This is a genomic window from Atlanticothrix silvestris CENA357, from assembly GCF_016056295.1.
Taxonomy (GTDB): domain Bacteria; phylum Cyanobacteriota; class Cyanobacteriia; order Cyanobacteriales; family Nostocaceae; genus Atlanticothrix; species Atlanticothrix silvestris.
In genome coordinates, this window is the sequence record NZ_JAECZB010000027.1 from 25,973 (window position 1) to 50,065 (window position 24,093).

The 24,093-nt window shown below is 41.4% G+C and carries 22 protein-coding genes; 11 read left to right on the forward strand and 11 right to left on the reverse strand.

Features of this window, described 5'->3' with window-relative positions; translation table 11 throughout:
* Positions 1-152: 152 nt before the first annotated feature.
* The 3 genes from I8751_RS12740 to I8751_RS12750 form a co-directional block, all read right to left on the reverse strand.
* Complete coding sequence (locus I8751_RS12740) at positions 153-1,799, reverse strand: ABC1 kinase family protein (RefSeq protein WP_214439529.1); 1,647 nt, start codon at positions 1,797-1,799, stop codon at positions 153-155.
* A gap of 31 nt (positions 1,800-1,830) precedes the next feature.
* Positions 1,831-2,115 carry a membrane protein insertion efficiency factor YidD gene (gene yidD / locus I8751_RS12745; protein WP_214439530.1) on the reverse strand — a complete coding sequence of 95 codons (285 nt, stop codon included), beginning with the start codon at positions 2,113-2,115 and terminating at the stop codon, positions 1,831-1,833.
* A gap of 91 nt (positions 2,116-2,206) precedes the next feature.
* On the reverse strand, positions 2,207-3,271 hold the full coding sequence (locus I8751_RS12750) for a mannose-1-phosphate guanylyltransferase (RefSeq protein ID WP_214439531.1): 1,065 nt from the start codon (positions 3,269-3,271) through the stop codon (positions 2,207-2,209).
* A gap of 116 nt (positions 3,272-3,387) precedes the next feature.
* On the opposite strand from I8751_RS12750, the gene I8751_RS12755 reads away from it, so the two are divergent.
* Positions 3,388-4,923, forward strand: coding sequence for an LCP family protein (locus tag I8751_RS12755; RefSeq protein ID WP_214439532.1), 1,536 nt, complete (start codon positions 3,388-3,390; stop codon positions 4,921-4,923).
* Positions 4,924-5,009: 86 nt separating this feature from the next.
* A complete protein-coding gene (locus I8751_RS12760) occupies positions 5,010-5,516 on the forward strand; it encodes a pentapeptide repeat-containing protein (protein WP_214439533.1) in 507 nt (168 codons plus the stop codon).
* 84 nt (positions 5,517-5,600) lie between these two features.
* Here I8751_RS12760 and I8751_RS12765 read toward each other — a convergent pair whose 3' ends face one another.
* The gene (locus I8751_RS12765) at positions 5,601-6,158 is read right to left on the reverse strand and encodes a peroxiredoxin (RefSeq protein WP_214439534.1); all 558 of its coding nucleotides are present in this window, start codon (positions 6,156-6,158) and stop codon (positions 5,601-5,603) included.
* Between the two features lie 262 nt (positions 6,159-6,420).
* Between I8751_RS12765 and I8751_RS12770 the strand changes: the two genes are divergently transcribed.
* Complete coding sequence (locus I8751_RS12770) at positions 6,421-7,062, forward strand: hypothetical protein (RefSeq protein ID WP_214439535.1); 642 nt, start codon at positions 6,421-6,423, stop codon at positions 7,060-7,062.
* 10 nt (positions 7,063-7,072) lie between these two features.
* Positions 7,073-7,879, forward strand: a complete 807-nt coding sequence (locus I8751_RS12775; protein ID WP_214439536.1) for a pentapeptide repeat-containing protein — start codon at positions 7,073-7,075, stop codon at positions 7,877-7,879.
* Here I8751_RS12775 and I8751_RS12780 read toward each other — a convergent pair.
* Entirely contained in the window at positions 7,876-8,040 is a 165-nt protein-coding gene (locus I8751_RS12780) for an alpha/beta fold hydrolase (RefSeq protein WP_225894129.1), read from the reverse strand. The two genes, I8751_RS12775 and I8751_RS12780, sit on opposite strands and share 4 nt — an antisense overlap.
* Before the next feature lie 515 nt (positions 8,041-8,555).
* The gene (locus tag I8751_RS12785; RefSeq protein WP_225894130.1) at positions 8,556-9,479 is read right to left on the reverse strand and encodes an AraC family transcriptional regulator; all 924 of its coding nucleotides are present in this window, start codon (positions 9,477-9,479) and stop codon (positions 8,556-8,558) included.
* Positions 9,480-9,672: 193 nt separating this feature from the next.
* Between I8751_RS12785 and I8751_RS12790 the strand changes: the two genes are divergently transcribed.
* On the forward strand, positions 9,673-10,410 hold the full coding sequence (locus tag I8751_RS12790; RefSeq protein ID WP_214439538.1) for an SDR family oxidoreductase: 738 nt from the start codon (positions 9,673-9,675) through the stop codon (positions 10,408-10,410).
* A gap of 921 nt (positions 10,411-11,331) precedes the next feature.
* Positions 11,332-12,192 (forward strand): GGDEF domain-containing protein, encoded by an 861-nt coding sequence (locus tag I8751_RS12795; RefSeq protein WP_214439539.1) that lies wholly within the window; start codon positions 11,332-11,334, stop codon positions 12,190-12,192.
* Between the two features lie 61 nt (positions 12,193-12,253).
* Here I8751_RS12795 and I8751_RS12800 read toward each other — a convergent pair whose 3' ends face one another.
* Entirely contained in the window at positions 12,254-12,802 is a 549-nt protein-coding gene (locus I8751_RS12800; protein ID WP_225894131.1) for a hypothetical protein, read from the reverse strand.
* Positions 12,777-12,908 carry a hypothetical protein gene (locus I8751_RS30055; RefSeq protein ID WP_263973502.1) on the reverse strand — a complete coding sequence of 44 codons (132 nt, stop codon included), beginning with the start codon at positions 12,906-12,908 and terminating at the stop codon, positions 12,777-12,779. Before I8751_RS30055 ends, I8751_RS12800 begins: the two co-directional genes overlap by 26 nt.
* Before the next feature lie 261 nt (positions 12,909-13,169).
* On the opposite strand from I8751_RS30055, the gene I8751_RS12805 reads away from it, so the two are divergent.
* The 4 genes from I8751_RS12805 (at position 13,170) to I8751_RS12820 (ending at position 18,028) form a co-directional block, all read left to right on the forward strand.
* A complete protein-coding gene (locus tag I8751_RS12805; RefSeq protein WP_214439541.1) occupies positions 13,170-14,180 on the forward strand; it encodes an iron ABC transporter substrate-binding protein in 1,011 nt (336 codons plus the stop codon).
* Between the two features lie 80 nt (positions 14,181-14,260).
* The gene (locus I8751_RS12810; protein WP_214439542.1) at positions 14,261-15,910 is read left to right on the forward strand and encodes an ABC transporter permease; all 1,650 of its coding nucleotides are present in this window, start codon (positions 14,261-14,263) and stop codon (positions 15,908-15,910) included.
* A 155-nt stretch (positions 15,911-16,065) separates the two neighbouring features.
* Complete coding sequence (locus I8751_RS12815) at positions 16,066-17,184, forward strand: ABC transporter ATP-binding protein (protein WP_214439543.1); 1,119 nt, start codon at positions 16,066-16,068, stop codon at positions 17,182-17,184.
* Positions 17,185-17,290: 106 nt separating this feature from the next.
* Positions 17,291-18,028, forward strand: coding sequence for a COG4280 domain-containing protein (locus tag I8751_RS12820; RefSeq protein WP_214439544.1), 738 nt, complete (start codon positions 17,291-17,293; stop codon positions 18,026-18,028).
* Between the two features lie 495 nt (positions 18,029-18,523).
* On the opposite strand, the gene I8751_RS12825 is transcribed toward I8751_RS12820, so the two are convergent.
* On the reverse strand, positions 18,524-20,251 hold the full coding sequence (locus tag I8751_RS12825) for an ATP-binding cassette domain-containing protein (protein WP_404800430.1): 1,728 nt from the start codon (positions 20,249-20,251) through the stop codon (positions 18,524-18,526).
* A gap of 159 nt (positions 20,252-20,410) precedes the next feature.
* A complete protein-coding gene (locus I8751_RS12830) occupies positions 20,411-22,171 on the reverse strand; it encodes an ABC transporter ATP-binding protein (RefSeq protein WP_214439546.1) in 1,761 nt (586 codons plus the stop codon).
* A 269-nt stretch (positions 22,172-22,440) separates the two neighbouring features.
* On the opposite strand from I8751_RS12830, the gene I8751_RS12835 reads away from it, so the two are divergent.
* A complete protein-coding gene (locus tag I8751_RS12835) occupies positions 22,441-23,484 on the forward strand; it encodes a helix-turn-helix transcriptional regulator (RefSeq protein WP_214439547.1) in 1,044 nt (347 codons plus the stop codon).
* 312 nt (positions 23,485-23,796) lie between these two features.
* On the opposite strand, the gene I8751_RS12840 is transcribed toward I8751_RS12835, so the two are convergent.
* Positions 23,797-24,093 (reverse strand): transposase (locus I8751_RS12840; protein ID WP_214439548.1); only part of this gene is annotated, 297 nt, incomplete at its 5' end.

A 24,093-nucleotide genomic window follows, 5' to 3' on the forward strand; every position in this document is an offset into this window, starting at 1 on the left:
ATGCAAAAAGTGCGGTCTTGGGTATTTTACCCAAGAGGAGCAACTTTTCAAGAAGATATTTTAAGTCCATGCCACTTGTGGGTTGGGGTATTAAACTAGATAGATCAAAAACAACTGACAACTGACAACTGACTGGCGTAGCGTAAATAAATTTATCGTAACCGTCCCGATCGCAATATACTTACAATTAACCACAATCCCAATAAACTCGCAGCGGCAAATAGCACACTGCTTAAAAAAGATACTTGAGATGTCTGCGCTTTATTAGAAATAATTGCTGCTCCCATAATCAATGAACCGACTAAAATACTGAAAGATAAGCGATTAGCAGCATCATCCATAGTCCGCCGCATTCCATCTAAACCACGGAGCGACAGATTCCACTGTAAGGTTTCTGAGGTAACTCGATCTAACAACAGTTCAATTTGGCGGGGAGATTGTAACGAAAGACTTTTAAGATCTAAGGCTGTTCGTAGCAGCGATCGCACTGGATTATCGCCTATTAATTGCTTACGAAACAAGTCTGTCATTAATGGCTTGACTTCATCAAAAAGATTCACCTCTGGGTTAAAGGTACGCGCCACCCCTTCTAAGTTAGCTAGGGTTTTGGCATACAAACCCATGTTGCTAGGTAATCTAATTTTATTGTTGCGGGCGACTTGTAAAATTTCATAAATTATCTGACTGAAGTTGACTTCTGTCAAACTGACATTGTGATACTTTCGCAACATGCGATCGTAATCATTTTCTAACCGTGATAAAATCACCGGCTGAGGAGAATCAGCTAACTGCAAAGTTAACTGAGCGCATCTCCCCGCATCTAAATCAACGATCGCTAACAGCATTTCTGTCAATATCTGTTGAGTACGGGGATCAAGTCTTCCCACCATGCCACAGTCTAGGAGTGCAACCCGCCCATCACTCAGATAAAATAAGTTTCCTGGATGGGGATCGGCGTGAAAGAATCCATCTATATATAGTTGCTGAAAAAATGCCCGAAATAATAAAGTAGTTATAGCTTGACGCTCAGCAACTGGATCTTTACCGTTGGTGTTGCTGCTCAAATCTGCTGAAAGAAATGGCACTCCATCCAACCACTCCATCACCAGTAATTTTTCTGTAGTCAATTCCCAGTAAATTTCAGCAACTACTATTTGTGTCGGATCAAACCAGCGACCTTGGGATAGATTCCGTCGCAGCTGATCTGTAAAACCAGCTTCCCGTGTAAAATCTAACTCGTCTTCCAGTGCTTTGGTAAATTCTGCCGCAATGGATTTGATTTCATAGGTTTGCCCAAAATCGGTACGTGCTACTAAATCAGCAATACCTTGAATTAAGGCAATATCTTGAGCCACAGTCACATCAATGCCAGGACGCTGCACCTTCAGAGCAACTTCTCGTCCGTCTATTAATGTAGCTCGATGCGTCTGGGCAATCGATCCCGCTGCTACTGCTACGGGATTAATTGTACTGAATGTCTCTTCTAAAGGTTTTTTTAGTTGTTTGCGAATGACTACCTCGACATCTGTCCAAGCAACAGGCGGGACTTCATCTTGCAGCGTTGACAGTTCTTCAATGTAGGCAGCACTGAGTAAATCTGGACGTGTGGAAAGTAGTTGACCGAGTTTGACATAAACTGGCCCCAAATCCACTAGGATGTTTTTTAAAACCGCAGGTGTGGGTAACTGGGGTTCATCAGCTTTACCGCCAGTTAGTAACCTTCGCATGTAATCCCAGCCATTGCGGAGGACTACTTCGATAATTTCTCGTTGACGGGGAACAGTTTGGGTCAGGAACATTGTTGTAACGAACTGCAAAGACGCAGGGTGATTAAAGAGGTAGGCAACAGGGAATGACAATAAAACCGCAGTTAGAGCTAGCTAAAGTTTTGCTGGCTTGAGCGCATTCTTGAAATCTTTGTCTAGATAATTTGACGGTTTCTATAAGGCTCTGCTCACTTAATATTTTTTTAACAAAATTAGAGCAGGAATCTCCACCGTGTAATAGGCGATGGGGGCAAGAAAATCCTTTAGCAGGAGAAATATATTTTTGATAAACGTTAATAGAGTTAATGGTCATCGTCTTAGCTAGAGGCTCAAAGCTGAGATTTGACATAACTGCCACAAATAACAACAGACAGTCAAGTTATAATAGAAAAAGCTCTCTTCGAGCCTCTGCCAAGGGTTTTAACTTTTACAGTTGCAAGTTATAGCAAGTCGGTAAATCGGGGATCATTTTGGAGGGTCTTGAGAACCAGCTTGATTTCTTGGGTGCGGTCTTTATTAACAATGAGGGTGACGTTGCGATCGCGCACAATCACTACATCCTCTAAACCAATAGTAACAATTACATCTTCTGGATTAGTAGCATAAACAATAGCCCCCCGCGTGTCTAGCCCCACATGGGTAGCAAGTTCTACATTAGGATTATCTTCTTGTTTTAGTAAGCGCTCGATCGCATTCCAATCTCCTAAATCATCCCAACCAAATTCCACTGGCAAGACATGTGCTAAGGTTGTCTTTTCCATGAGCGCATAGTCTATACTTTTCTTAGGCAACTGAGGATAAATATCAGGGCCGTGTTGTTCTAAAGGTTCAATGATTTCTGGTGCATGGGTATGTAGTTCCTTGAGAACAACCCCAGCTCGAAACACGAACATGCCACTATTCCAGCTAAAACGCCCCGTAGATAAAAAAGTTTCAGCCGTTTCACGGTTGGGCTTTTCAGTAAAGCGGTTGACGTGATAAGCTGGCAACTCATCAAAGCTACCAATTTTTTCGCCTTGCTCAATGTAGCCGTAACCAGTTGATGGGAAAGTAGGCTTGATCCCCAGAGTGACAATCGCTTCTGTGCTTGCCGCCAGCTGGGCAGCAGCGTTGAGGGTGTGTACAAACGCCTTTTGGTCAGCTATCCAGTGGTCAGAGGGAAAAAAGCCGATAATAGCGTCTTCTCCGTAACGCTTCTTAATTTCCAAACTTGTCCAAGCAACGGCAGCAGCAGTATCCCTACCCTGTGACTCAATCAGCAAATTTTGAGATGGCAGTTCGGGTAACTGTTGTTGTATTCCTTCAGCTATCTGACTAGAGGTGATGACCCACAAGGAATTCCAACTGCCTACGATTTCTAGTAGTCGATCGGCGGTTGCTTGCAATAGACTTCTAGAGCTACCATCGAGACTTAAAAATTGCTTGGGTCTGTCTTGGCGACTTAGGGGCCAAAAACGCTCACCTTTGCCTCCGGCAAGGATTACTGGGAACAAAGAACTATTCATGTTGTCATACACACATACTGAAGACCAATACATAGTGTACAGTGAGCTTTTATTCTGGCGAGATTTGTAGCTTGCATTAACATACTTTTAGGGAGTGGTTGAGTGGGGAGATAATTGTGATTAAACAAGTTCAATGGTCGGAAAATCAGTTTACGCCTCAACAAATACCAGAATTAGATCTGGAGGTCAGGCCTCAACAAATACAATTAGCAGAAACTCAGGGAACAATACAACTAGCAGAAACTCAAGGAATACTTGAACCAGTAACAGCTTCAGATTTAGAAGCACCACAGGAACCAGTAAGTACTGCCCGTAGTGTCGTCGAGTCTGTAGGTGCGATCCCCAACGAACTCTATGAGAGGTTGGGTTTGACCATGCCTCGATGGCTGCTGTGGATCTTGACAGTTGTTGTCGGCATTGTTTTATCTGGGTTGCTAGTATCAACTTTGGCGCTGTGGACTCCTTTATGGAGCAATTTAGATCGAACAGATGAAGAATTAGGATTTGCTGGCAAAGATGAGCAGAAAATGCCGTTGCCTGGGGAATTATGGAGCAAAATTTCCCAGTACAAGCTATCACGTCCAATGAATATTCTCATTATGGGGATCGAACCAGTCAGAGGTACAGTTGATGGTTCCCCAGAAAGTTTTGCAGGCAAAAGTGATAGTATGCTGCTCGCAAGACTCAACCCTAATGATAAATCAATGCGGGTGCTGTCGATTCCCAGAGATACAATGATTGCAATTCCAGAAGAAAAGGGATTGACGAAGGTATCCGATGCTAATGCCCAAGGCGGCCCCGTCTTGGCGGCGCGGGTAGTCAGCCGTACCCTTAATAATGCGCCCATTGATCGTTACATCCGTATATCCACTAGTGGCTTAAGGGAGTTAGTCGATCAACTCGGCGGGGTAGAGGTCTTCGTTCCTAAAGCAATGGAATATCAAGACTCCAGCAGTCGGTCGTCGGTAAATTTAGTTAGTGGCTGGCAAACCATTAACGGTGAACAAGCAGAACTATTTGTACGCTTCCGTGAACCCGGTTTGGGAGATTTACCAAGAGTACAGCGACAACAAGCACTCGTGGCGGCATTACTTAAGCGGCTTAATAGTCCTACTGTTTTACCGAGGTTGCCCCAATTAACCCGCATTATGCGGAAATATTTTGATACAAATTTGAAGATAGAAGAAATGATGGCTTTGGTGAATTTTTCCGCCAACTTGGAACGGGATAATTTCCAAATGACCATGTTGCCTGGTACGTTCAGCAAATTCAGCAAAGACCCCGATAGTTATTGGCTGAATATGACTGGACAACAGAGCTTACTGAATAATTATGTTGGGGTAGATGTACCTGGCCTCAAGCCAGATTTGCGTCCTGTTCCTAACCTCAAAATTGCTATTCAAAATGCTTCTAACCAACCTCAATTAACTGAAAAAGTTATGGCCTATCTAAAACAGAAAGGCTTTAAAAATGTTTACACAGTGCCGGATTGGCCAGATACCCAACGCCAAACTCAAATTCTTGTCCAAAAAGGGAATCGTAGACCAGGGGTTGACTTACAAAAAATTATCGGCTTAGGTCAAATCGACGTATCGGCAACTGGCGATTTGGAGTCTGACCTGACAATTCGTATTGGTAAAGATTGGAAATAGTCATTAGTCAGTGGTCAGTAGTTGGTAGTTATAAACTCTCACATAGCTGACAACTGACAATTGACTACTGACAAAAGTTTAAAGTTATGAAAAAGATTTTAATTCGATTGTTTAGTTTGATTGTAATTTTGATTTTGGCTTGTTTATGGATAATCATCAATCCCAAGCCGGCTTTTGCTCAACTAAACACAATTAACTACAACAACACAAATTTAGAAAATCGTGACTTTGAAAGCGCCGACCTAGCCGGTGGGACTTTTGTCGCGGCGGAAATGCGGGGTGCAAATTTTCAAAGAGCAAATTTAACCAATGCAATTCTTACTAAGGGAGTTTTATTAAAAGCAAACTTGGAAGATGCGAACCTCACTGGCGCTTTGGTTGATCGTGTAACTCTGGATGGTGCAAATTTGAAAAATGCCATTTTTACAGAAGCAACTTTGACCCGCAGTCGTTTTTATGATGCTGTGATTACGGGTGCAGACTTTAGTGATGCCTTAATTGACCGCTATCAAGTGTCGTTACTTTGTGAAAGAGCAGACGGGATCAATTCGATTACAGGTGTTTCTACGCGAGATAGTTTGGGGTGTCGTTAGTCAAAGCTGTTTAAATTTTCAATCTTGGAAAAAAGATCAGGTTTCAAGGAATTGTAGTCTCCTTGAAACCTGATCTTTTTTTATTTAAAAGTTGGAGGATTGCAATTTTTCGAGTTGTGCCAAAACCTCTGTGCTGTGAACAGATGGGTTGACCTTAACAAAAGCCTCGCGCAAGATTCCCTTGGGGTCGATGATAAAACTGTGACGCATGGAGACATACCCTATCCAAGAACCATAAGCTTTACTCACAGCGCCATTCGTATCAGCCAACAGAGGAAATTTCAGACCTTCGGAATCGCAAAATTCAGCGTGGGAGTCAATGTCATCTGCACTAACGCCGATTATTTGAGCGTTTTTCTCGATATATTTGGGTAAATCTTGTTGAAAGCGACGAGCTTCGATGGTGCAACCAGAGGTAAAGTCTTTGGGATAAAAGTAGAGGACTACCCATTTACCTTGCAAATCAGTTAAGGAAATTTTACCATCACCTGTGTTAGTTGGCAAAGTAAACTCTGGTGCAGGTTGATTAATTGCAGGTAGTTTGCTACCAAGAGCATCAGCAGCAGGGATAAAATTCAACCAACCGATGACAGCAAAACAGGTGATAAATAATATGCTCAAAAAATTGCGGCGGAAAATCATGGTATAAATGAAAATTACAACTTTACATAAGTTTACCTATAAGTAAGCTTTTGCCATAATCTGTCAATATTTGATGTCAAAATCATTTTGACGGTTAGAGAGACGCGATAAATCGCCGTCTCTACAGCAAGTCTATTCTTCACTCCATTAGAAGTTCATGACCTATGCCCATTCCAGTGTTTAGGCTTATGGTAGTTTAAGGGTACACTCACTCATATTATTGCAACAGATACTTTTACCCTGATGACTGGAGAGCAAAATCTTGGGCATAGAATTACGCAGTTTTGTATTTCTCGACAATCTGCAACCTCAACACGCAGCATATATGGGAACAGTAGCCCAAGGTTTTTTACCATTACCAGGAGATACATCACTGTGGATTGAAATCTCTCCTGGTATTGAAATTAATCGAATTACTGATGTAGCGCTCAAAGCTGCTTCTGTTCGTCCAGGAGTACAGGTAGTAGAACGGCTGTATGGACTATTAGAAGTGCATTCTAGCTCTCAAGGTGAAACGCGATCTGCGGGTCAAGCTATATTAGCGTCACTAGGAGTCCGCAAAGACGAATGTCTTAAACCCCGTGTCGTTTCTAGCCAAATTATCCGCAACATTGATGCTTATCAAACACAATTGATCAATCGCACGCGTCGGGGACAGCTACTACTAGCAGGACAAACCCTATATGTATTAGAAGTTGAGCCTGCTGCTTATGCTGCATTGGCTGCCAACGAAGCTGAAAAAGCGGCGCTAATTAACATCCTTGAAGTTCAAGCTGTAGGTAGCTTCGGACGACTGTACTTAGGTGGACAAGAACGAGATATTCTTGCTGGTGCGGCGGGAGCGTTAGCGGCAATTGAAAGTGTAGCTGGTCGGGTGAATCCCCAGATTGGTCGTCAGGAGTAAAGGAGAGAAAATGGCAAATCGAGAGCATCTGGCTTTATTAAAAGCAGGTGCAGTTAGATGGATTGAGTGGAGAAAGAAAAATCCTCAGATTGAACCAGACCTCAGCGCGGCCAACCTGCAAGGAAATAACCTCAAAGGTGCAAGCCTCCAAGAGGTAAACTTGAGCAGAGTAGACTTAAGTCATGCATTACTGATGCGAGCCAACCTCAGTAATGCTGACTGTGGTGGCGCAAACCTTTATAAAGCCAAACTCCTTGAAGCAAATCTCAGCGCTGCTAACTTGAGTGTTGCAAACTTGAGTGGTGCAGTATTGACACAAGCAGATCTAAGTCATAGCAATTTGATTGGGGCTGATTTGAGTCAGGCGAATCTCATTGGTGCTGCTGTTGCTGATGCTAATTTGATTGGAGCTGACTTGAGTCAAGCCGACTTGAGAGGCGCTGATTTAGGTACAGCAAAGCTAATTCGGACTAACTTGTGTTTTGCCAACCTCATTGAAGCTAACTTGATTGCAGCTGACCTCAGCGACGCAAATCTACACGAAGCAGAATTGATGGGGGCTTACCTTTATAAAACTGATCTTTACAAAACTAATCTCAGTAAAGCTCACCTCAGTGGTGCATACCTATTACGGGCAAACCTGAGTCAAGCCGACTTGAGAGGGGCTAATTTGAGTTGGACTAATCTCAGCAAAGCGAACTTGGCAGGAGCTGATCTCAGAGGAGCTAATCTGAGGGGAGCTAATCTTAAGGGAGCTAACCTCACTGATGTGAATCTTGAGGAAACGATTATGCCAGATTCTTCAAGGCATGATTAGTCGTCAACTGCAACCACTCGATCTGCGATCGCTTTCACCTGTTCAGATTCGCTGACATCGGCAGCAACTATGGGCCAGCCATGACTGAAAACAATGGGCTGTCCGCTGCCCCAGTCCTTGTAGTAAATCTGCGTGCTATCTTTGGTTGTGATTATACTCATATTACTATGGATATTGGACTGAACCGAGAGATTGCTTGGCGTTCAAACCGTTGCCCATTTGCACAATGCAAAAAGGGTTCTACACTTTGGCGACACACTTAATTTCAATCATGTACTCAAAAAGCAGCGTTGTAGAAAATAGCTCGGTACTTGCACTTTTGAGGTGCAACGTTGAAGCTCAGAATTTGAATGTAGGAGTTAAAAGCACGACATTCCGAGTTCTGAGCTTTATTGTTTGAGTTCAGAGGCTCAACGTTCGAGCAAAAAGGTCGGAGTTCCGAGTTCAGAGGTTCAACGTTTGAGTAAAAAGGTGGAACTTCCGAGTTCAGAGGTTCAATGTTCGAGTAAAAAGGTGGAACTTCCGAGTTCAGAGGTTGAAAGTTGAGATTTTGAGAGCGATCGCCTGTATGAAGGTATGAATATTCAAGGGGCGAGGGGATTGACAAACGCTCAAAAAGCGACATTGAGATCGTTAGGAGCGATCGCCTAAACTTGACATTCTCAACAAGTTGCACTCAAGCAGTACGCAAACGCGCAATATCCCGAATCGGGGGCGCACCAAATAGGCGAGAATATTCGCGGCTGAACTGTGATTGGCTCTCATAGCCCACCCGATAGGCAGCATTAGCCGCATCGGAGTTTTCTGCAAGCATCAGGCGACGTGCTTCCAAGAGCCTTAATTGCTTTTGATATTGCAGTGGACTCATGGATGTCACTGCTTTGAAATGGTGATGAAACGATGAAGGTGACATCCTAGCTTGCTCTGCCAGTTCCTCAACTCGCATTGGCTGGACAAAATCAGCCTTGATTAGCTGGATCACTTCAGCAATCCGTTGCATATTGCTACCAGATGTTGCAATCTGGCGAACCGCTTCGCCTTGTTCCCCTATCAAAAGGCGATAGTAGATTTCGCGGATAATAAGCGGTGCCAGAATGGGGATGTCTTGGGGCGTATCCAAAAGCCGTGCCAGTCTGATCGCACAATCGAGCAAGGGAGCATCAGCAGTGCTGACGAATAAGCCTCTGATAGAGTTCTTTTTCTGGCTTTCGATTCTCATTCTCAGAGGCTTTGCCAACGCACTGGTTTGGGCCGTAATGATATCGCAGAGTTCACGGGGATCTAGATTTAGCTTGAATCCTAAATACGGCTGTTCTGGGGTTGCTTCGACAATAAATGCGCTCAACGGCAAATCAACAGAGACGACCAGATATTGAGATGCGCCATAACAATAGGTTTCCTCACCCAGCAATGCTTTCTTTTTGCCCTGAATGAGAATGGCGAGGATCGGTTCATAGACACCTTGTAGTGTAGTCAATACAGAGGATTCTCGCTGAAATTCCAGTTCCTCGATCGTTGTTTGATGAAAACCGTCACCTTTGCCGTCGGTGTGCCGAGTAATTAAAGCTGCCAATTTTTTGCATTGATTTGCGATCGCCATACTGTTTTTTGGCTCATTGAATCCCGTTCTGTTGAGCATTGTAGACCATCCTGATCGATTCAGGAAATCGTAATTTGGAGGATTAGGCAATAAAACACGAGGTCTGTGTATTTAGAGTTCTTGCTCTTGCTAATACGATGAATACAGTCGAAGGAAACAATCAAAGGATTAGGCAATAGCCAGGAAAATAACTATGCTTAACGTAGAAAACAAAGTTGTGATCATCACCGGATCGAGTAGCGGCATCGGTGCAGCCACTGCTAAATTGCTGGCAAAAAATGGGGCAAGAGTGATTCTGGGCGCACGTCGCATTGATCGCCTAGAAGCTATTGCCAAGGACATTCACGCGGAGGGTGGCATAGCCGAATATCAGGCGCTAGACGTGACGCAACATAGTCAATTGGAGGCGATCGTCCAATTTGCTCAGAGTAAGTTTGATCGCGTCGATGTCTTGATTAACAATGCGGGTATCATGCCGCTATCGACACTTGATCAACTCAAAGTTGAAGAATGGGATCGCATGATTGATGTCAACATCAAAGGGGTATTGTATGGCATTGCAGCAGCACTTCCCGTCATGAAAGCCCAAAAGGCTGGTCAGATTATTAATCTTTCCTCGATTGGCGGACACACGGTGTTTTCCACTGCGGCTGTTTACTGCGCTACGAAGTTCGCGGTTGGCGCGATCTCAGAAGGATTGAGACAAGAAGTTGGCGGCGACATTCGGGTGACGGTGATTTCGCCGGGAGTCACAGAGTCTGAGTTAGCTGACAGCATTAGTGATGAAACTGCCAGAATTGGAATGCAAGAATTTCGCAGATTATCCATTCCGGCTGAGGCGATCGCCCGCGCCATTCTGTTTGCGATCAGTCAACCCGACGATGTTGATGTCAGTGAAATGATCGTCAGACCTACCGCCAGCCCTTACTAACATAAAAGAGTAGCGCTCTAGTAGATAAAAGTTTAGGGGGAGGAAGTGCCGCGCAGAGGTTGGCATCTCCTCTTAATTTAAGGCTCCGCGATCGCCCGTGATAAATTAATAGTTGCTTTTGATGCAGAACTTGATATCTGCAACTTAAATTACTAGCATCTAGGTGTTACAAAATAGAAATATTAATGAGAGTGATCGCACCTGCAAAATATGGAATATATGCATCAACTTGCTTGTTCCATAACAACTGGCAAGGTGGGAAATAAAATTATATATATTTCATGTAAATGTCACTTGATTGATTCTTATAAACTTCAAGAATATTTTCCATATTTTAAAAGCAACTGTTTAAGAATACTTATGAAGACTTCTGTCCCATACAGGTATTACGCATCTATGAAGAAGGGAAAAGGGGAAGGGGGAAAGGGGAAAGGGAACCTCATATTTAAAAACAGTCAAGCATAGACGCTGATTTAGAGTCGCACTACGTTTCCTCCTAAATCTTCTTTTAATATTCTCCATATTTAAAAATAGGAGCTTTATACCATCTGGGGAAAAGTTTTAACTTTAATTCCTTTACCCCTTACCCCATTTCACGAAAAATCTGATACAGATTTAACCATTGAAAACTTTGCTGCATCTAAGTTCTTTAATTGTGAATTGCGAATTGCGAATTGGCATTACCCCTTACCCTTTATCCCCTCTTGGTAACTTTGAGGCGATATTTATACTTGTGGAAAATTCATATATCGATTCAGTAATTTCACAAGTACATAAACCATACTCAAAAAATGTTTTCTGTTTAGTTTAACTTTGATCAAGTATAAAATGTATAATTTAAGGTAAAACAGCCCCAACAGACTGTAGTGATTACCCATAAGGGATTGCGCGTAATGGTGCAGTTAAACTGAGGGAATATATATGTATTTAATAAAAAAATTAGACGCAAAACCTAAATCATTCTCAATATTACTAAGTATTTGTCTGACGGGCATCATGGGCTTAATTGACCACTACATACCATCAGACATGTCTGTATCAATTTTATATTTATTTCCTGTTGGTATTGCTACATGGATTGGTGGTAATTATACGGGCTTATTAATATCTATTATAAGTTCGATTATATGGTTAATAGTCAATCCCAAACCATTAAGTTGTTCTTCAGCCTTTTTTGTACCTTACTGGAATACAGTCGTTAATTTAGCCTTTTTCTTATTCACTAACTATTTATTATCAGAACTTAAATATACATTAAAAAATCTAGAAAAATTAGCTAGAACTGATGCTTTAACGGGACTAATAAACAGAATGTTTTTCCTAGAGCTAGCCAAACGTGAAATTAACCAAGCTTTAAGACATCAAGAAAGTTTAACACTCGCATATATAGATATTGATGACTTTAAAAAAGTAAACGATCAGTTTGGACATGGTGTAGGCGATCGCCTTTTATGTTTAGTTGCTGATGTTGCTCAGAATACTCTCCGCAAAATCGACATAGTGGCTAGAATTGGTGGCGATGAATTCGCTATTTTACTACCACGGACTAGCTATGAATCGGCAGAAGTAGTGCTTTATAGAGTTCAAAAAGTTCTAGTAGCTTCGATGAAACAACAAGGTTTTTCAGTAACTTTTAGTATTGGTGCTATTACTTTTAGCGATCCTCCAGAGTCTGTGACTGAAATGATAGAAAAGGCAGATCATCTCATGTATTTTGCCAAAAAGAAAGGAAAGAATTTGTTGCAACACGAATTGGCAGTAACTTTGCAAGATGTCACTTAAAGATTTGCAATTAACACTCTGCTAAGCTAGGTTTGAAGATTTGCTTAATGTTGAATTTTACCTACCATTGTTCAGTCCAATAAACAATTTCTGAAGTTGAATTATTAATAGCTACGCCGTGGCTATTGCCATGATTCCATTTGAAACCAGGAGTTCCTCGATCCTGTGCATCTAATACTAAGATTTCATAACTAACGGGAAATGATTCCGCAGGGGAGTCGCTAGTGTAAAAGAAAGTTGTGGGCACACCATTAGGGAGATTAGCGTGGTCGTTTGTACTACCACCAATATATTTGCGTTGAGCAATATTTCTGTATTGCGAGAGTAATTTTTGGATCTTTTCTGGTGACTGTTTCAGTCTAATTTGAAAATAACTACCTCCTTGTAAAAATCCTGGAGAGTAAGCAATACGAACATTTTTGGCATCACTAGGAATTTGATCAGGAAAATATTTAATTTGGTTGTTATTAGACCACAGTTGATGCCGAATTTCACTATATCTTGCCGTATCAGTGATTAATTCTGGCTCATTAGTGCTGCTAAAAGCTTTTTTTAGAAAAAAACTGCCGCTGATAATACCGAGACTACCGCAAGACAATAGGACTATCATGGCGGCTTTGACAAGATGCGATCGCTTCATCGAGTTGGATACTGCTAAATTTTATAGTCATATATCCAACTACTAAACTAAATTCGTAGAATTGCGGATAGGTCATCAGAGATATTGACGAAAACTTTGCAGATTAAGAGAAAATACGGGGTATTTATAAAATCTTCGTAAAGATAGCTGATAAAGATCTAGGCAGAAACCGCAAGTTTTATTTTCAGAAATGAGGTAACTCTTAACCTGTTGATTGCCTAAACTTAAACTAATCCATGCCTTGATGTAACCTCTCCTTATTTAAAATATCCGTTAATCTTTCCAAAGCTTTCAGAATATTTACTATAAGCGCTGATCTGGGATCGGAGGTTAATTAATGGTGTCAATTGGAGTGCGGCAAATCTCATTTGTAATGGCTGGTATGTTGTTAAGTACAGGAATAGGAATTTCTGTCGCAGCTAGCCCGAAAACCCTGACAATTTATTCAGGGCGAGAAGAGAAAATCATGAAACCCCTGATTGAAAAAGCTCAGAAAGATTTGGGGATAAATATTGAAGTGCGCTATGGTGACTCTACAGAATTAGCGATCGCCTTAATTGAAGAAGGTAAAAATAGCCGTGCTGATATGTTTTATGCTCAGGATGCTGGTTCTTTAGGAGCTGTAGCTCAAGAAAAGCGAACCTTGACTATCCCTGACCAACTACTGAACAAAGTTGATCGGCAATTTAGATCTCCTACAGGACAATGGGTTGGTGTTTCTGGACGCGCACGGGTAATTGACTACAACACCAAACTTGTTAAAGCTAGCGAACTTCCCACAAGTGTTATGCAACTGAGTGATCCCAAGTGGCGAGGTAAAGTCGGTTGGGCCCCCACGAACGGTTCTTTTCTCTCATTTGTGACCGCAATGCGACTCATAGAGGGCGAACAAAAAACCCTAGAGTGGTTGAAGGGAATGAAAGCCAATCAAGCGAAGGCTTACAGCGGCAATAGTGCGATCGTTGAGGCTTTGGGTCGGGGAGAAGTTGCTTTGGGGTTAGTAAATAACTATTACCTGTATCGGTTTCTTACCAAAGATCCTAATTTTCCCGTAGCTATCCATCATACACGCGGTGATGCCGGATCTTTGATTAACGTAGCTGGTTTAGCAGTTCTGAATACCACTGACCAAAAAAGTGATGCCGAAAAGTTAGTGGACTATATGCTCAGTCCAGATGTGCAAAAGTACCTCACCCAGCAGTTTTACGAATATCCTTTGGTGAAAGGCATCCCAGTATCTCAAAAGCAAGTTCCGCTTAATCAGCTAAAGTCTCCTCAGCTTGATTTAAGCCAATTATCAGATCTTAAAGGCACACTTTCATTACTCCAAGAAGCTGGTTTGGTTTAACTCCTAGTTAAGGAGACGCGATAAATCGCCGTCTCTACAGAAAATCCGTCAAGCTAATTTGACTAAGTTCGTAGTTAGCGATGCAAGTTACAGGCACAAAAGCTCATCATCCACCTTTATTTCTTATTGTTACAGCTGGATTGACAGCTATAGCGATCGCACTGCCTTTGACTTACTTAGTTATACGGGTAGCTGGTGTGGGTGGAGAACGGTTATTAGCTCTGGTACTGCGTCCCCGTAACCTTACAGTATTACTCAATAGCGTAGGCATAGCCTTAGTTAGTACTTTACTAGCAACTGCGATCGCTTTACCGATAGCATTTCTGACCATGCGAACAAATTTACCCTGGCGGCGATTTTGGTTAATCGCTACCACCTTACCTTTAGCAGTACCTGACTATGTAGGTGGTTTTGCCTTGATTGCTGCTTTTGGCCCTAAAGGCAGCTTGTTACAACTTTGGCTAGAACCTCTGGGAGTGCAGGAATTACCAGAAATCTACGGCTGGACTGGTGCAATTTTGGGATTGACTTTGTTTTCCTATCCTTATTTACTGCTGAGTATCCAAGCTGGATGGCAAGGTATTGATCCAGCAATTGAGGAAGTTGCCAGAAGTTTAGGTTATACCCAGCGCCAAACTTTTTTTCGCGTCACTTTACCTGCTTTACGTCCCTCAATCATTGCCGGAGGGTTACTCGTAGCGCTGAACGCCTTGCAAGATTTTGGCACAACTTCAGTTATGCGGTTTGATACCTTTACGCGGGCGATTTTTTTGCAATACAGATATACATTTGATCGTCATCAAGCGGCGGCACTAGCTTTAATGTTAGTGAGTTTAGTATTGCTGCTATTGTGGTTAGAATATAAAGCGCGTTCACGGGCTGCTTACTACACTCGTGCCACAAAGTCTTACCGTCCACCAGCATTGATTGATCTCGGTATTTGGCAAGTGCCTGCAATTTTGTTTTGCCTGAGCGTGGTTAGTTTGGGTTTATTGTTACCCATCGGTGTAACTTCTTTCTGGCTACTACAAGGATTAATTGTCACAGGCACAAACGAAACTATCTCTTTATCGCAATTGATGCAATTAGCCTGGAACTCAATGGTAGCAGCCGGATTAGCGGCGATCGCAGCCACTTTCTTTGCCTTGCCGATCGCCATCTTGGCAGTAAGATTTCCTAGTCGCATTACTACTGCTATTGAACGCTGTAGTTACATTGGCTTTGGTTTACCGGGAATTGTAGTTGCCTTTTCTCTCGTATTTTGGGGAGCAAATTACCTACCTTGGCTATATCAGACTTTACCCATGCTGATATTTGCTTATTTGGTGTTATTTGTTTCTCAGTCTGTAGGCACTGTCAGAAGCTCACTGCTTCAGGTGAATCCCAACTTAGAAGAATCTGCCCAGAGTTTAGGCAAAACTCCTTGGCAAACTTTAATCAAAATTACCTTACCGTTGGTCAGTCCAGGGATATTAGGCGGAGGCGCATTAGTGTTTTTAACAGCAATCAAGGAGTTGCCAGTGACATTACTATTAGCTCCCATTGGTTTCAATACCCTAGCTACCCATATTTGGAAAGCAACTGAGAGTGTTTCTTATAGTGATGCGGCGGCGGCAGCCCTAGTTCTGCTGGTGGTTTCGATTAGCGCCACGTTATTTGTGTTGTCTCAAAGTCGCTATCCAAGGCTGACTATAGAGGCACAACGTAGCCTGCAAAGAGAGGTTGATTAGGGACTCCAACTAAAAAATATCCCATCGTTATAGAAGCAGGGGGCAGGGAGCAGGGAGCAGGGGGAGTAAGAAAAATAAAATCTGAATAAATTCGATAATTTATTTTTTGGAGTTCCCTTAAAGCAGACTTCGAGGGAAACACAGGAGTTATAGCAATGACAACATCGGCAATTTTACGCTTGGAGAATATCACCCTCAAGTTTTCCTCAACGGCTACCCCAGTCGTTAACGGGGTAACTTTGACACTAGCATCGGGAGAAGTGCTGGGGTTACTAGGCCCTTCTGGATGTGGTAAAACTACACTCCTGCGAATTATTGCCGGATTTGAATCACCGCAAACGGGAACTGTGGAAATCGCTGGAAGGGTAGTTGCTAGTATCAATCATTGGATACCACCAGAACAGCGAAATATTGGGATGTTGTTTCAAGATTATGCTTTATTTCCTCATTTATCAGTGACGGAGAATATTGCTTTTGGTTTGCAATCTACCAAAGCTAGCGATCGCCAGCAACGAGTGGCAGAGTTATTAGATTTGGTCAGACTATCAGGATTGGAAAAACGCTATCCCCATGAATTATCTGGGGGTCAGCAACAGCGCGTAGCCTTAGCTCGTGCCTTAGCTCCCCAACCTCAACTCTTACTTTTAGATGAACCGCTGAGCAATTTAGATGCACAAGTGCGGCTGAGTTTGCGAGAAGAAGTCTTAGAAATTCTCAAAACCAAGCAGATTTCGGCAATTTTTGTTACCCATGATCAACAAGAAGCCCTAGCGATCGCAGACCTTGTTGCTGTCATGCAACAAGGTAAATTAGAGCAACTAGGAACACCAGAAGCAATTTATCATCAGCCAGCCTCTCGGTTCGTTGCCGAGTTTGTCACCCAAGCTAACTTTCTGCCAGCTAAACGCAAAGGAAACCTGTGGGAAACAGAAATCGGATGTTTTGCAATCAAAGAACAAAATTCAAAAAACGGTATTCATAGCCTATTTTCCAACAATGGCTACAAGTCTACACTCAGCGTTTACAGCCTTCATGTTGACGCAGACAATGGGGATGTGATGATCCCAGAAGAGGACATAATTTTGCAACCAGCAAAGGATGGTGCAGCAATGATTAAGACACGGCGCTTTTTAGGTAGTGAATATCGGTACTGCTTACGAACTTCTTCAGGAAAAAAGCTTTATGCAAGGACACCATCTACCATATCTCTTTCTGTTGGCACACGAGTAAAGCTTTCTGTAATCGGGCCGTTGAGATTTTTTCCCCACGGTTAAGCAAGCTACGTAATTCGTAATGACGCTAGGCGATCGCGGGATTGTACACAACTAAAAAGTTTTATACTGCCTCACTTATCAACCACGACTATAAGGTATTCATTTTATGAATTGGGAAATTTTTCTTGCCAGTTTTGCAGGTTCTTTAATTGAATTAGTCGAAATTTTGGGCATAGTGCTTGTTGTCGGTAGGCTAGCTGGTTGGCGTAATGCCCTAGTTGGTTCAGGTAGTGGTATTGCTTTAACAATAATTGTCTCGCTCTTCTTAGGGAAAAGTTTGACGCTCATCCCCGTAGACATTCTGAGGATTGTTGCAGGCAGTTTACTACTGTTGTTTGGACAGAAGTGGACACGCTCAATTATTAAGTACTACGGCGGCATTCCCAAGCAAAAAGGTGACAAAGAAGACAGGCTAGAAGCAGAACTAGCAAAAGAAGACAACCAATCTGGCTGGAATTGGTTTGCTGTAGTCACTACATTTAAAGGTGCGCTGTTAGATAGTGTAGAAGTTGCGATCGCAGTTGTTACTTTAGGTGCTGCTGGCGGCCAATGGATAGATGCTATTAGTGGTGCTTCATTTGCAGCAGTAGCTTTGGCCGTGATTGCATTCTTGTTTAGAACTCCACTTAATCGCGTGCCTGTCAAGCCCATGAAATTTGTCGCAGCAATGCTACTAATGGGATTTGGCATCTACTGGCTAGGCGAAGGACTGAATGTGGAGTGGCCATTAGGTAATTGGGCGATTATCTGGTTGCCTTTAGCTTGGGGTAGTTTTATGGCTACTGCTGCGGCACTTTTGCGCTGGCGGGTTGGGTTGCAAAAACCAGAGGAGATTGTCAGCTAGATTGCATTTGCCGCCTCAAATGTCAAGCAATGGCGAGGAATTTATTTCTCAAGGTTGTATATATTGACATACTCCCCCGAATCCGATTCTCTACGAAACGCTGCGCGAACCCTAAATTCGGGGGATTCTAGGCTCAAACAGCGATTGCTAGCATAGCCAGTCTGACATTAATCACCTAATACCATTTCACGAAAAATCTGATACAGATGTAAACCCTGAAAACTTTGCTGCATCTAAGTTCTTTAATTGCGAATTGGTATAACCCAGCAGTCGATGCCCCAACTGCACAAATGCGATCGCAATTATTTCTACCCAAATGCGAGCATACGGTTTATGTTGGCAGGAGTCGGATGAGATATTTCATCATGCAATGGGCGAGTTTGAAAAATTTTGTGTTGAACATTACGGTTCGTTGGAAACAGAGCTATCATCAGAAGCAAAGTTTGAGATATGGGCGTATACAGCCAGTTGAAAGTATTTTCTGTATATCTCAATCTAAAAAATCCAATCAGCTTGCTCATCAGCTAAAATTTCATCAAAATTACCTTGCGCTACAACTCTACCTGCTTTCATCACAATAATCTGGTCAGCGCGACGTAAAACAGAACGGCGATGAGACACTACAAGACAGGCTAGTGTCCAAGAATTTTCACCCTGTTCAGTTGTATTAGCAAATATCCGCGACCATAAAGTTAATTCTGTTTCCACATCCAACGCACTAGAAAGGTCATCAAATATCAGTAATTCTGGTTGACGTACAAACATCCGCGCCGCCGCTACCCGTTGCATCTGTCCACCAGAAAGGCGCACACCTTTTGTTCCCACTAAAGTTTCTAGCTTCTCATTCATGGTTGCTAAATCTTGCTCAAACACAGCCATTTTTAATGCTGTTTCGATGTCTGAATTATCTTTGGACAATCCCAGCAATATATTTTCCCGCAAGGAATAGCTAAAAAGTTGGGGAATTTGAGGAGTATAAGCACTGCGAGGCGGAACAAAAAAATTAGCGGGGTCTGCAACTATACATCCATTCCAATAAATTTCCCCTGCTTGCTTGGGTAATAATCCTAGCAACACCCGTAGTAATGTAGTTTTTCCAGAACCGATGCGTCCAGTGATGACAGTCAAACTACCGCGCTGTATTTGTAAATTGATATCTGCGATTCCTTGATTAGTACCAGGATAAATATAAGTTAAATTTGATATTTTTAATGATTGTAAGCGATCGCTTTCATTCTCTAAAGATTGTTCTAATCGAGGTAAGGCTTTTTTACTTTTACCCAAGTCTTGCAGATAAAGTTGATTCGGGGCTACTAAAGTCTCTGTCGATGCACCAGAAATTAAAGCAGTCATGCGTTCAAAAGCAACTTCTGTTTGTTTATACAATGCCATGAATCCACCGACAGAGCTAAAAAAGCCTGTAACAAATGAAAGGTTATAGACAAACAAAGCAAAGTCACCCACTGTTAGCTGACTAACACTACTTTGCATCAAAAAAGAAGCCATCACCAAAATCAAACCTGTTCCAAAACTCACCATATTTTGAAACAGTGAATTGAGAATAGCGTTTAATAGGCTGTCTTTAACCATCATCTGACGACGCTTGTCATTCAAAGTGCGAAAATAACTGAGTACATCTTCTTCCGCACCAGCTACTTTAATCGCTTGCACGGAACTAAATATTTCTCCTAAAATACCCGTTACTTGTTGAGTCGCTTGACGGCTAGCTTTGCGATACTGTTTGATGCGGGTTTCTGTTTTTTGGATAATTACTACCATCCCTATTAAAGGGAGGAAAACAAATAGTGTCATGGGTACATTGACACTTAATAAAATGACTAAAGAAAGGACAGCAAATATTCCTTCTCCAAAGATTTCTGATACCCAGGCCACATTATCTTCAATGTGTTCAGTATCATCTCGAAAAAAGCTGATTACTTCACCCTGCGATACAGTTTCATCAGTATTCCCGTTAGCAATCATGATTTGAGCATGAGGATTATTGAGAAGTCTTTCTAATAAATTCCTTCTGAGTAACGACCTCATAGTAAAACGGTGCTGAGTTTTGGTAATTCGCCCCGCAAATATTACCGCAATATGTCCTAAATTTAAAGCCAGTAAGCCAGCAATAAATGCCCAAGGCGACAAACCAAATTGAGCCTTACCTGTGAGACTATTAAAAAATTCTCGAATAATTAGCCCTGGTAGGGCAGGCAAGCCCATAATAAAAATCCAAAAGCAAGTGTCAATTAAATAAAGTTTTGGACTATAGCAAATTAATCGCCATAATAATTGCCAACTTTTAAGCTTTTTTGTTGATGAAAACATAATAATTTGTATGTAATTAAAGTAAGAAAATTAAATCAATTTGTTTAATCAAAATTAAACTAATAAATCTGTTAAGCCAGCCTGTAATAATTGGGCAAAACGTGATTGAGGGTTTTTTACTAACTCTTCTCGTTCACCGTACTCATTTACCCTACCTTTTTCTAAAATCAAAATTTTATTTGCTCTCTCTACGGTCGCTAAACGATGGGCAATAATAATGCCAGTACGCCCCATCAATAATTTATTTATAGCCATTTCAATGAATTTTTCTGTAATCGGGTCAAGGCGTGAAGATGCTTCGTCTAAAATTACTAAACCAGGGTCTTTGAGAAATACACGAGTAAAGGCTAATAATTGCGCCTGTCCCGCCGACAAGCCGCTACTATCTGGCCCCAGATTTGTATCTAAACCATAAGGTAAAGAGCGCAACCATTCTGACAATCCCAGCATTTCTAATGTTTCATAGATGCGATCGTCGTTAATATGTTGGTTGAAAAAAGTTAAGTTATTACGAACTGTAGTTTGAAAAAGTTGAACATCTTGAGTTACTAACCCGATTTTTCCAGGTAATTCTGTCAACTGAGTTTGATCAATAGGCACATCTCCCAAACGAATTACACCTGATTGTGGGTCATATAATCTCAACAGTAATCGCGCTAATGAAGACTTACCGCTTCCAGTACGTCCCAGTAACCCCAATACCTGACCTGCTGGTAAATGAAAAGATATATCTTGCAATACTAAATCCCCAGTACCAATTTCTCGGTCATTGTAGCCAAATGAGACATTTTCAAAAGCTATAGAAAGTGCGCCTGGGGGAATTAATTTATCACCGCCTGCACTCAATTGAGATTGAACTTGCAATAAGTCTGTAATGCGGTAAATACTTGCATCTGCTTGCTGGAGATCTTCAAATTGATTACGAATTTGCTCAATCGGTTCGCTCAGAATAGTGGTGTAATAATATAAAAGGTAAACTGTGCCAATAGTAATTGCCTGTTGACTCCATAGATAAGCACCGACTGTTAAAGAAATTACGCTTCCCACAGTAAATATACCGTTGGTTGTAACCCAGAGAATTGTATCGGCAAAGCGTGCTTTGTGAAAAATGGGCAGCCAACTGTGGATAAATTTGTAGAAGCGATGCATAACATAGTTTTTAGCTCCATTGGCGCGTATATCTTCTATCCCTGTTAACTGTTCACCCAAGAAGCCAAAAAACTCTGCACTAACTTGGCGATAGCCTCCCCAATGGAAAACTGCAATGGTACGCAACTTAATGAGGGTAGATAAAGCTGTCAGCGCAAACAATAAAATAGCTAAACCAGCTCGCCAATCTTCGTAAAAAAGCACCACAATCACACCCAACATCATGAGCAAATTGCCCAAGATGTGAATAGTAAATTTAGAGAAAAATTCTGACAAATTTTGCACATCACCGTCTATGCGTTCAACTAATTCGCCGGGTGTACGGTATTTGTGAAAAGATAAATCTAGTCTCAAGCAATGCTTTACTAAATCTGCACGCAAAGCATTAGTAGCCGTCCAAGCCACATTTTCACCGTAGAATGCCGCGGTAATTGACATTGCTTGGGTGATTAAGGCTACAACAATAAACAAAAATGCTGTTAAGAATAATTTTTGACGATCGCCCCCAGCAACAGCCGTATCGATGAAATAACGCAGAATTTGGGGGTTGAGGATTTGTAAGCCGATGCTGACAAGGAGGGCGATCGCAAACTTGACAACCCTTCCTTTTTGTGGCTTGAGATAATCTACAAGTAAATTCCAGTATTGCTTTAGTCCGATTTTCATAAAGCTTTAGCTATCAGCCAGTAATATTCTTCAGGTTGCCAAGTAGTTTCCATTAATTGAGAAAATATTGCAAATATTTTGTATGCTTAATAACAAATTAATTGTATAAAAATAGATTATTCTAATCATGTTAGTGCCAATTTATCTCAATAAGTGGCTACTTGCTGTATTCAATTACAAATGTCGACCAAACTGCCTTTGTATTGAACATTCATCAAAATATATTGCTAATAATTAGCAACAAACATAAGAACTTATTGCTACTAGTCATGACAGTTACAATTTCACAACAAACTTTTTGGGATTTATTTGTAGAGATACCAAAATTAGAAAAAACCTGCGATCGCATTCTGCCCATAGTAGGCGCTCACTGGGATATATTTGACACCATTTGCTATTTTCCGAAAGAATTAGGTCAGGGATTTTATGGTGAAATAGAATTACGAGATGGTTTATATTTAGCCATTTCAGAACATCAATTACATGACGATTTGATTGTAAAGCTGCCTGAGCGACAACATCCTTTAGAATACAGCTTTTATCTTGCAGGATATCACCAAGATAACCATTTTTCTACTAGTCGCGGACAAAATAGATTATGGGGTAGTGGACTAGCACCAAAGGAAAGATATAAATCATTTAAATCAGAAAAAATCATTGAGATTAATGTTCACATTGAACCGGAGCTATTTTGCTTTTTTATGGGTAAAGAAGAAAAGCAGCTTCCGCAAGAATTAACTCATTTAGTCAGAAAACCTCATCAAGAGTACTATTCTCGTTTTGGTACTACGACTCCAGCAATGCAAGTGGCATTACAACAAATGTTAAATTGCCCTTACCAGGGAATGATGAAACGGATGTACTTAGAAAGTAAGGTTTTGGAACTAATGGTGTTGTTGGTTGAAGAAGATGTGTCTATACTTAAAGGCCAAAATGACACCTTTTCACTAAAGCCTGATGATGTGGAACGTATTCACCACGCCAAAGAAATTTTGCTACGCGATTTAGAAAATCCTCCTTCTTTGATAGAGTTATCCAGACAAGTCGGCTTAAATGACTGTACTCTTAAACGTGGCTTTCGTCTGGTATTTGATACAACAGTATTCGGCTATTTACATCATCATAGATTAGAACAAGCACGAAAATTATTGGTAACAGGAGAAATAAGTATTTCTCAAGCATCTCGTAGAGTTGGTTTTTCTAGTCGCAGTTATTTTGCCACCGCTTTTAGAAAAAAATTTGGCATCAACCCCAAAGAGTTTTTGATAGCTAATTCGCGTTTATCGATGGAAATTAATGAATTGATAGGATAAGGATAGAAAAACTAAACAGCTTAATTTGTTGTATCGAGATCTTATATAAAAATTTAAAAATGACAATGTAATAATAACCTGATTTCACAAGTTAGAAATTCAAAAATTCCGTCTAGCGTTCAAAAAATTCCGTCTAGCATTCAAAACACTCATCCTCATTCAAGAGCTTTCCTGTAAGCTTTTTGATATTAATTACTAATTACAAAAGTAAAGGTTATTGGGCATGGGGGAGGCAGCGCGGCTCTGGCTTCCCAAGTGTAGCAACTGCCGTCATTGGAAAGAATAACTTTTTTATCTCTTTCTTATACCAATTCACGAAAAATTTGATTCAAATAAAGCATCAAGAATAAAATCCCAACCTGTAATAGAAGCAACGATTGATGTGTTTAATTTTTCCAAACGCCTCCAGATAAATTGTCTTAACTCATCTAAAGTTCCAAAGCTTTCCCAAGCTAAATGCCTTTTAATTTCCTCCCATAATCGCTCAATTGGATTAACTTGGGGTGTGTGTGGAGGTTGAAATAATAAAATGATATTTTCTGGTATTTGAAGATGCTGGCTAAAATGAAAAGCTCCATTATCTAACTGAATAATATGGATATCTTGGGC

Excerpts from the sequence above, each read along its gene's own strand:
- I8751_RS12800 (WP_225894131.1), bottom strand. The coding sequence starts at position 12,802 with ATGATAGTCCTATTGTCTTGCGGTAGTCTCGGTATTATCAGCGGCAGT.
- I8751_RS12835 (WP_214439547.1), top strand. The coding sequence starts at position 22,441 with ATGACAGTTACAATTTCACAACAAACTTTTTGGGATTTATTTGTAGAG.
- I8751_RS30055 (WP_263973502.1), bottom strand. The coding sequence starts at position 12,908 with ATGACCTATCCGCAATTCTACGAATTTAGTTTAGTAGTTGGATATATG.
- I8751_RS12795 (WP_214439539.1), top strand. The coding sequence starts at position 11,332 with ATGTATTTAATAAAAAAATTAGACGCAAAACCTAAATCATTCTCAATA.
- I8751_RS12780 (WP_225894129.1), bottom strand. The coding sequence starts at position 8,040 with ATGAGTATAATCACAACCAAAGATAGCACGCAGATTTACTACAAGGAC.
- I8751_RS12750 (WP_214439531.1), bottom strand. The coding sequence starts at position 3,271 with ATGAATAGTTCTTTGTTCCCAGTAATCCTTGCCGGAGGCAAAGGTGAG.
- I8751_RS12790 (WP_214439538.1), top strand. The coding sequence starts at position 9,673 with ATGCTTAACGTAGAAAACAAAGTTGTGATCATCACCGGATCGAGTAGC.
- I8751_RS12765 (WP_214439534.1), bottom strand. The coding sequence starts at position 6,158 with ATGATTTTCCGCCGCAATTTTTTGAGCATATTATTTATCACCTGTTTT.
- yidD (WP_214439530.1), bottom strand. The coding sequence starts at position 2,115 with ATGTCAAATCTCAGCTTTGAGCCTCTAGCTAAGACGATGACCATTAAC.
- I8751_RS12785 (WP_225894130.1), bottom strand. The coding sequence starts at position 9,479 with ATGGCGATCGCAAATCAATGCAAAAAATTGGCAGCTTTAATTACTCGG.
- I8751_RS12775 (WP_214439536.1), top strand. The coding sequence starts at position 7,073 with ATGGCAAATCGAGAGCATCTGGCTTTATTAAAAGCAGGTGCAGTTAGA.
- I8751_RS12820 (WP_214439544.1), top strand. The coding sequence starts at position 17,291 with ATGAATTGGGAAATTTTTCTTGCCAGTTTTGCAGGTTCTTTAATTGAA.
- I8751_RS12740 (WP_214439529.1), bottom strand. The coding sequence starts at position 1,799 with ATGTTCCTGACCCAAACTGTTCCCCGTCAACGAGAAATTATCGAAGTA.
- I8751_RS12825 (WP_404800430.1), bottom strand. The coding sequence starts at position 20,251 with ATGGGCTTGCCTGCCCTACCAGGGCTAATTATTCGAGAATTTTTTAAT.
- I8751_RS12815 (WP_214439543.1), top strand. The coding sequence starts at position 16,066 with ATGACAACATCGGCAATTTTACGCTTGGAGAATATCACCCTCAAGTTT.
- I8751_RS12805 (WP_214439541.1), top strand. The coding sequence starts at position 13,170 with ATGGTGTCAATTGGAGTGCGGCAAATCTCATTTGTAATGGCTGGTATG.
- I8751_RS12760 (WP_214439533.1), top strand. The coding sequence starts at position 5,010 with ATGAAAAAGATTTTAATTCGATTGTTTAGTTTGATTGTAATTTTGATT.
- I8751_RS12810 (WP_214439542.1), top strand. The coding sequence starts at position 14,261 with ATGCAAGTTACAGGCACAAAAGCTCATCATCCACCTTTATTTCTTATT.
- I8751_RS12830 (WP_214439546.1), bottom strand. The coding sequence starts at position 22,171 with ATGAAAATCGGACTAAAGCAATACTGGAATTTACTTGTAGATTATCTC.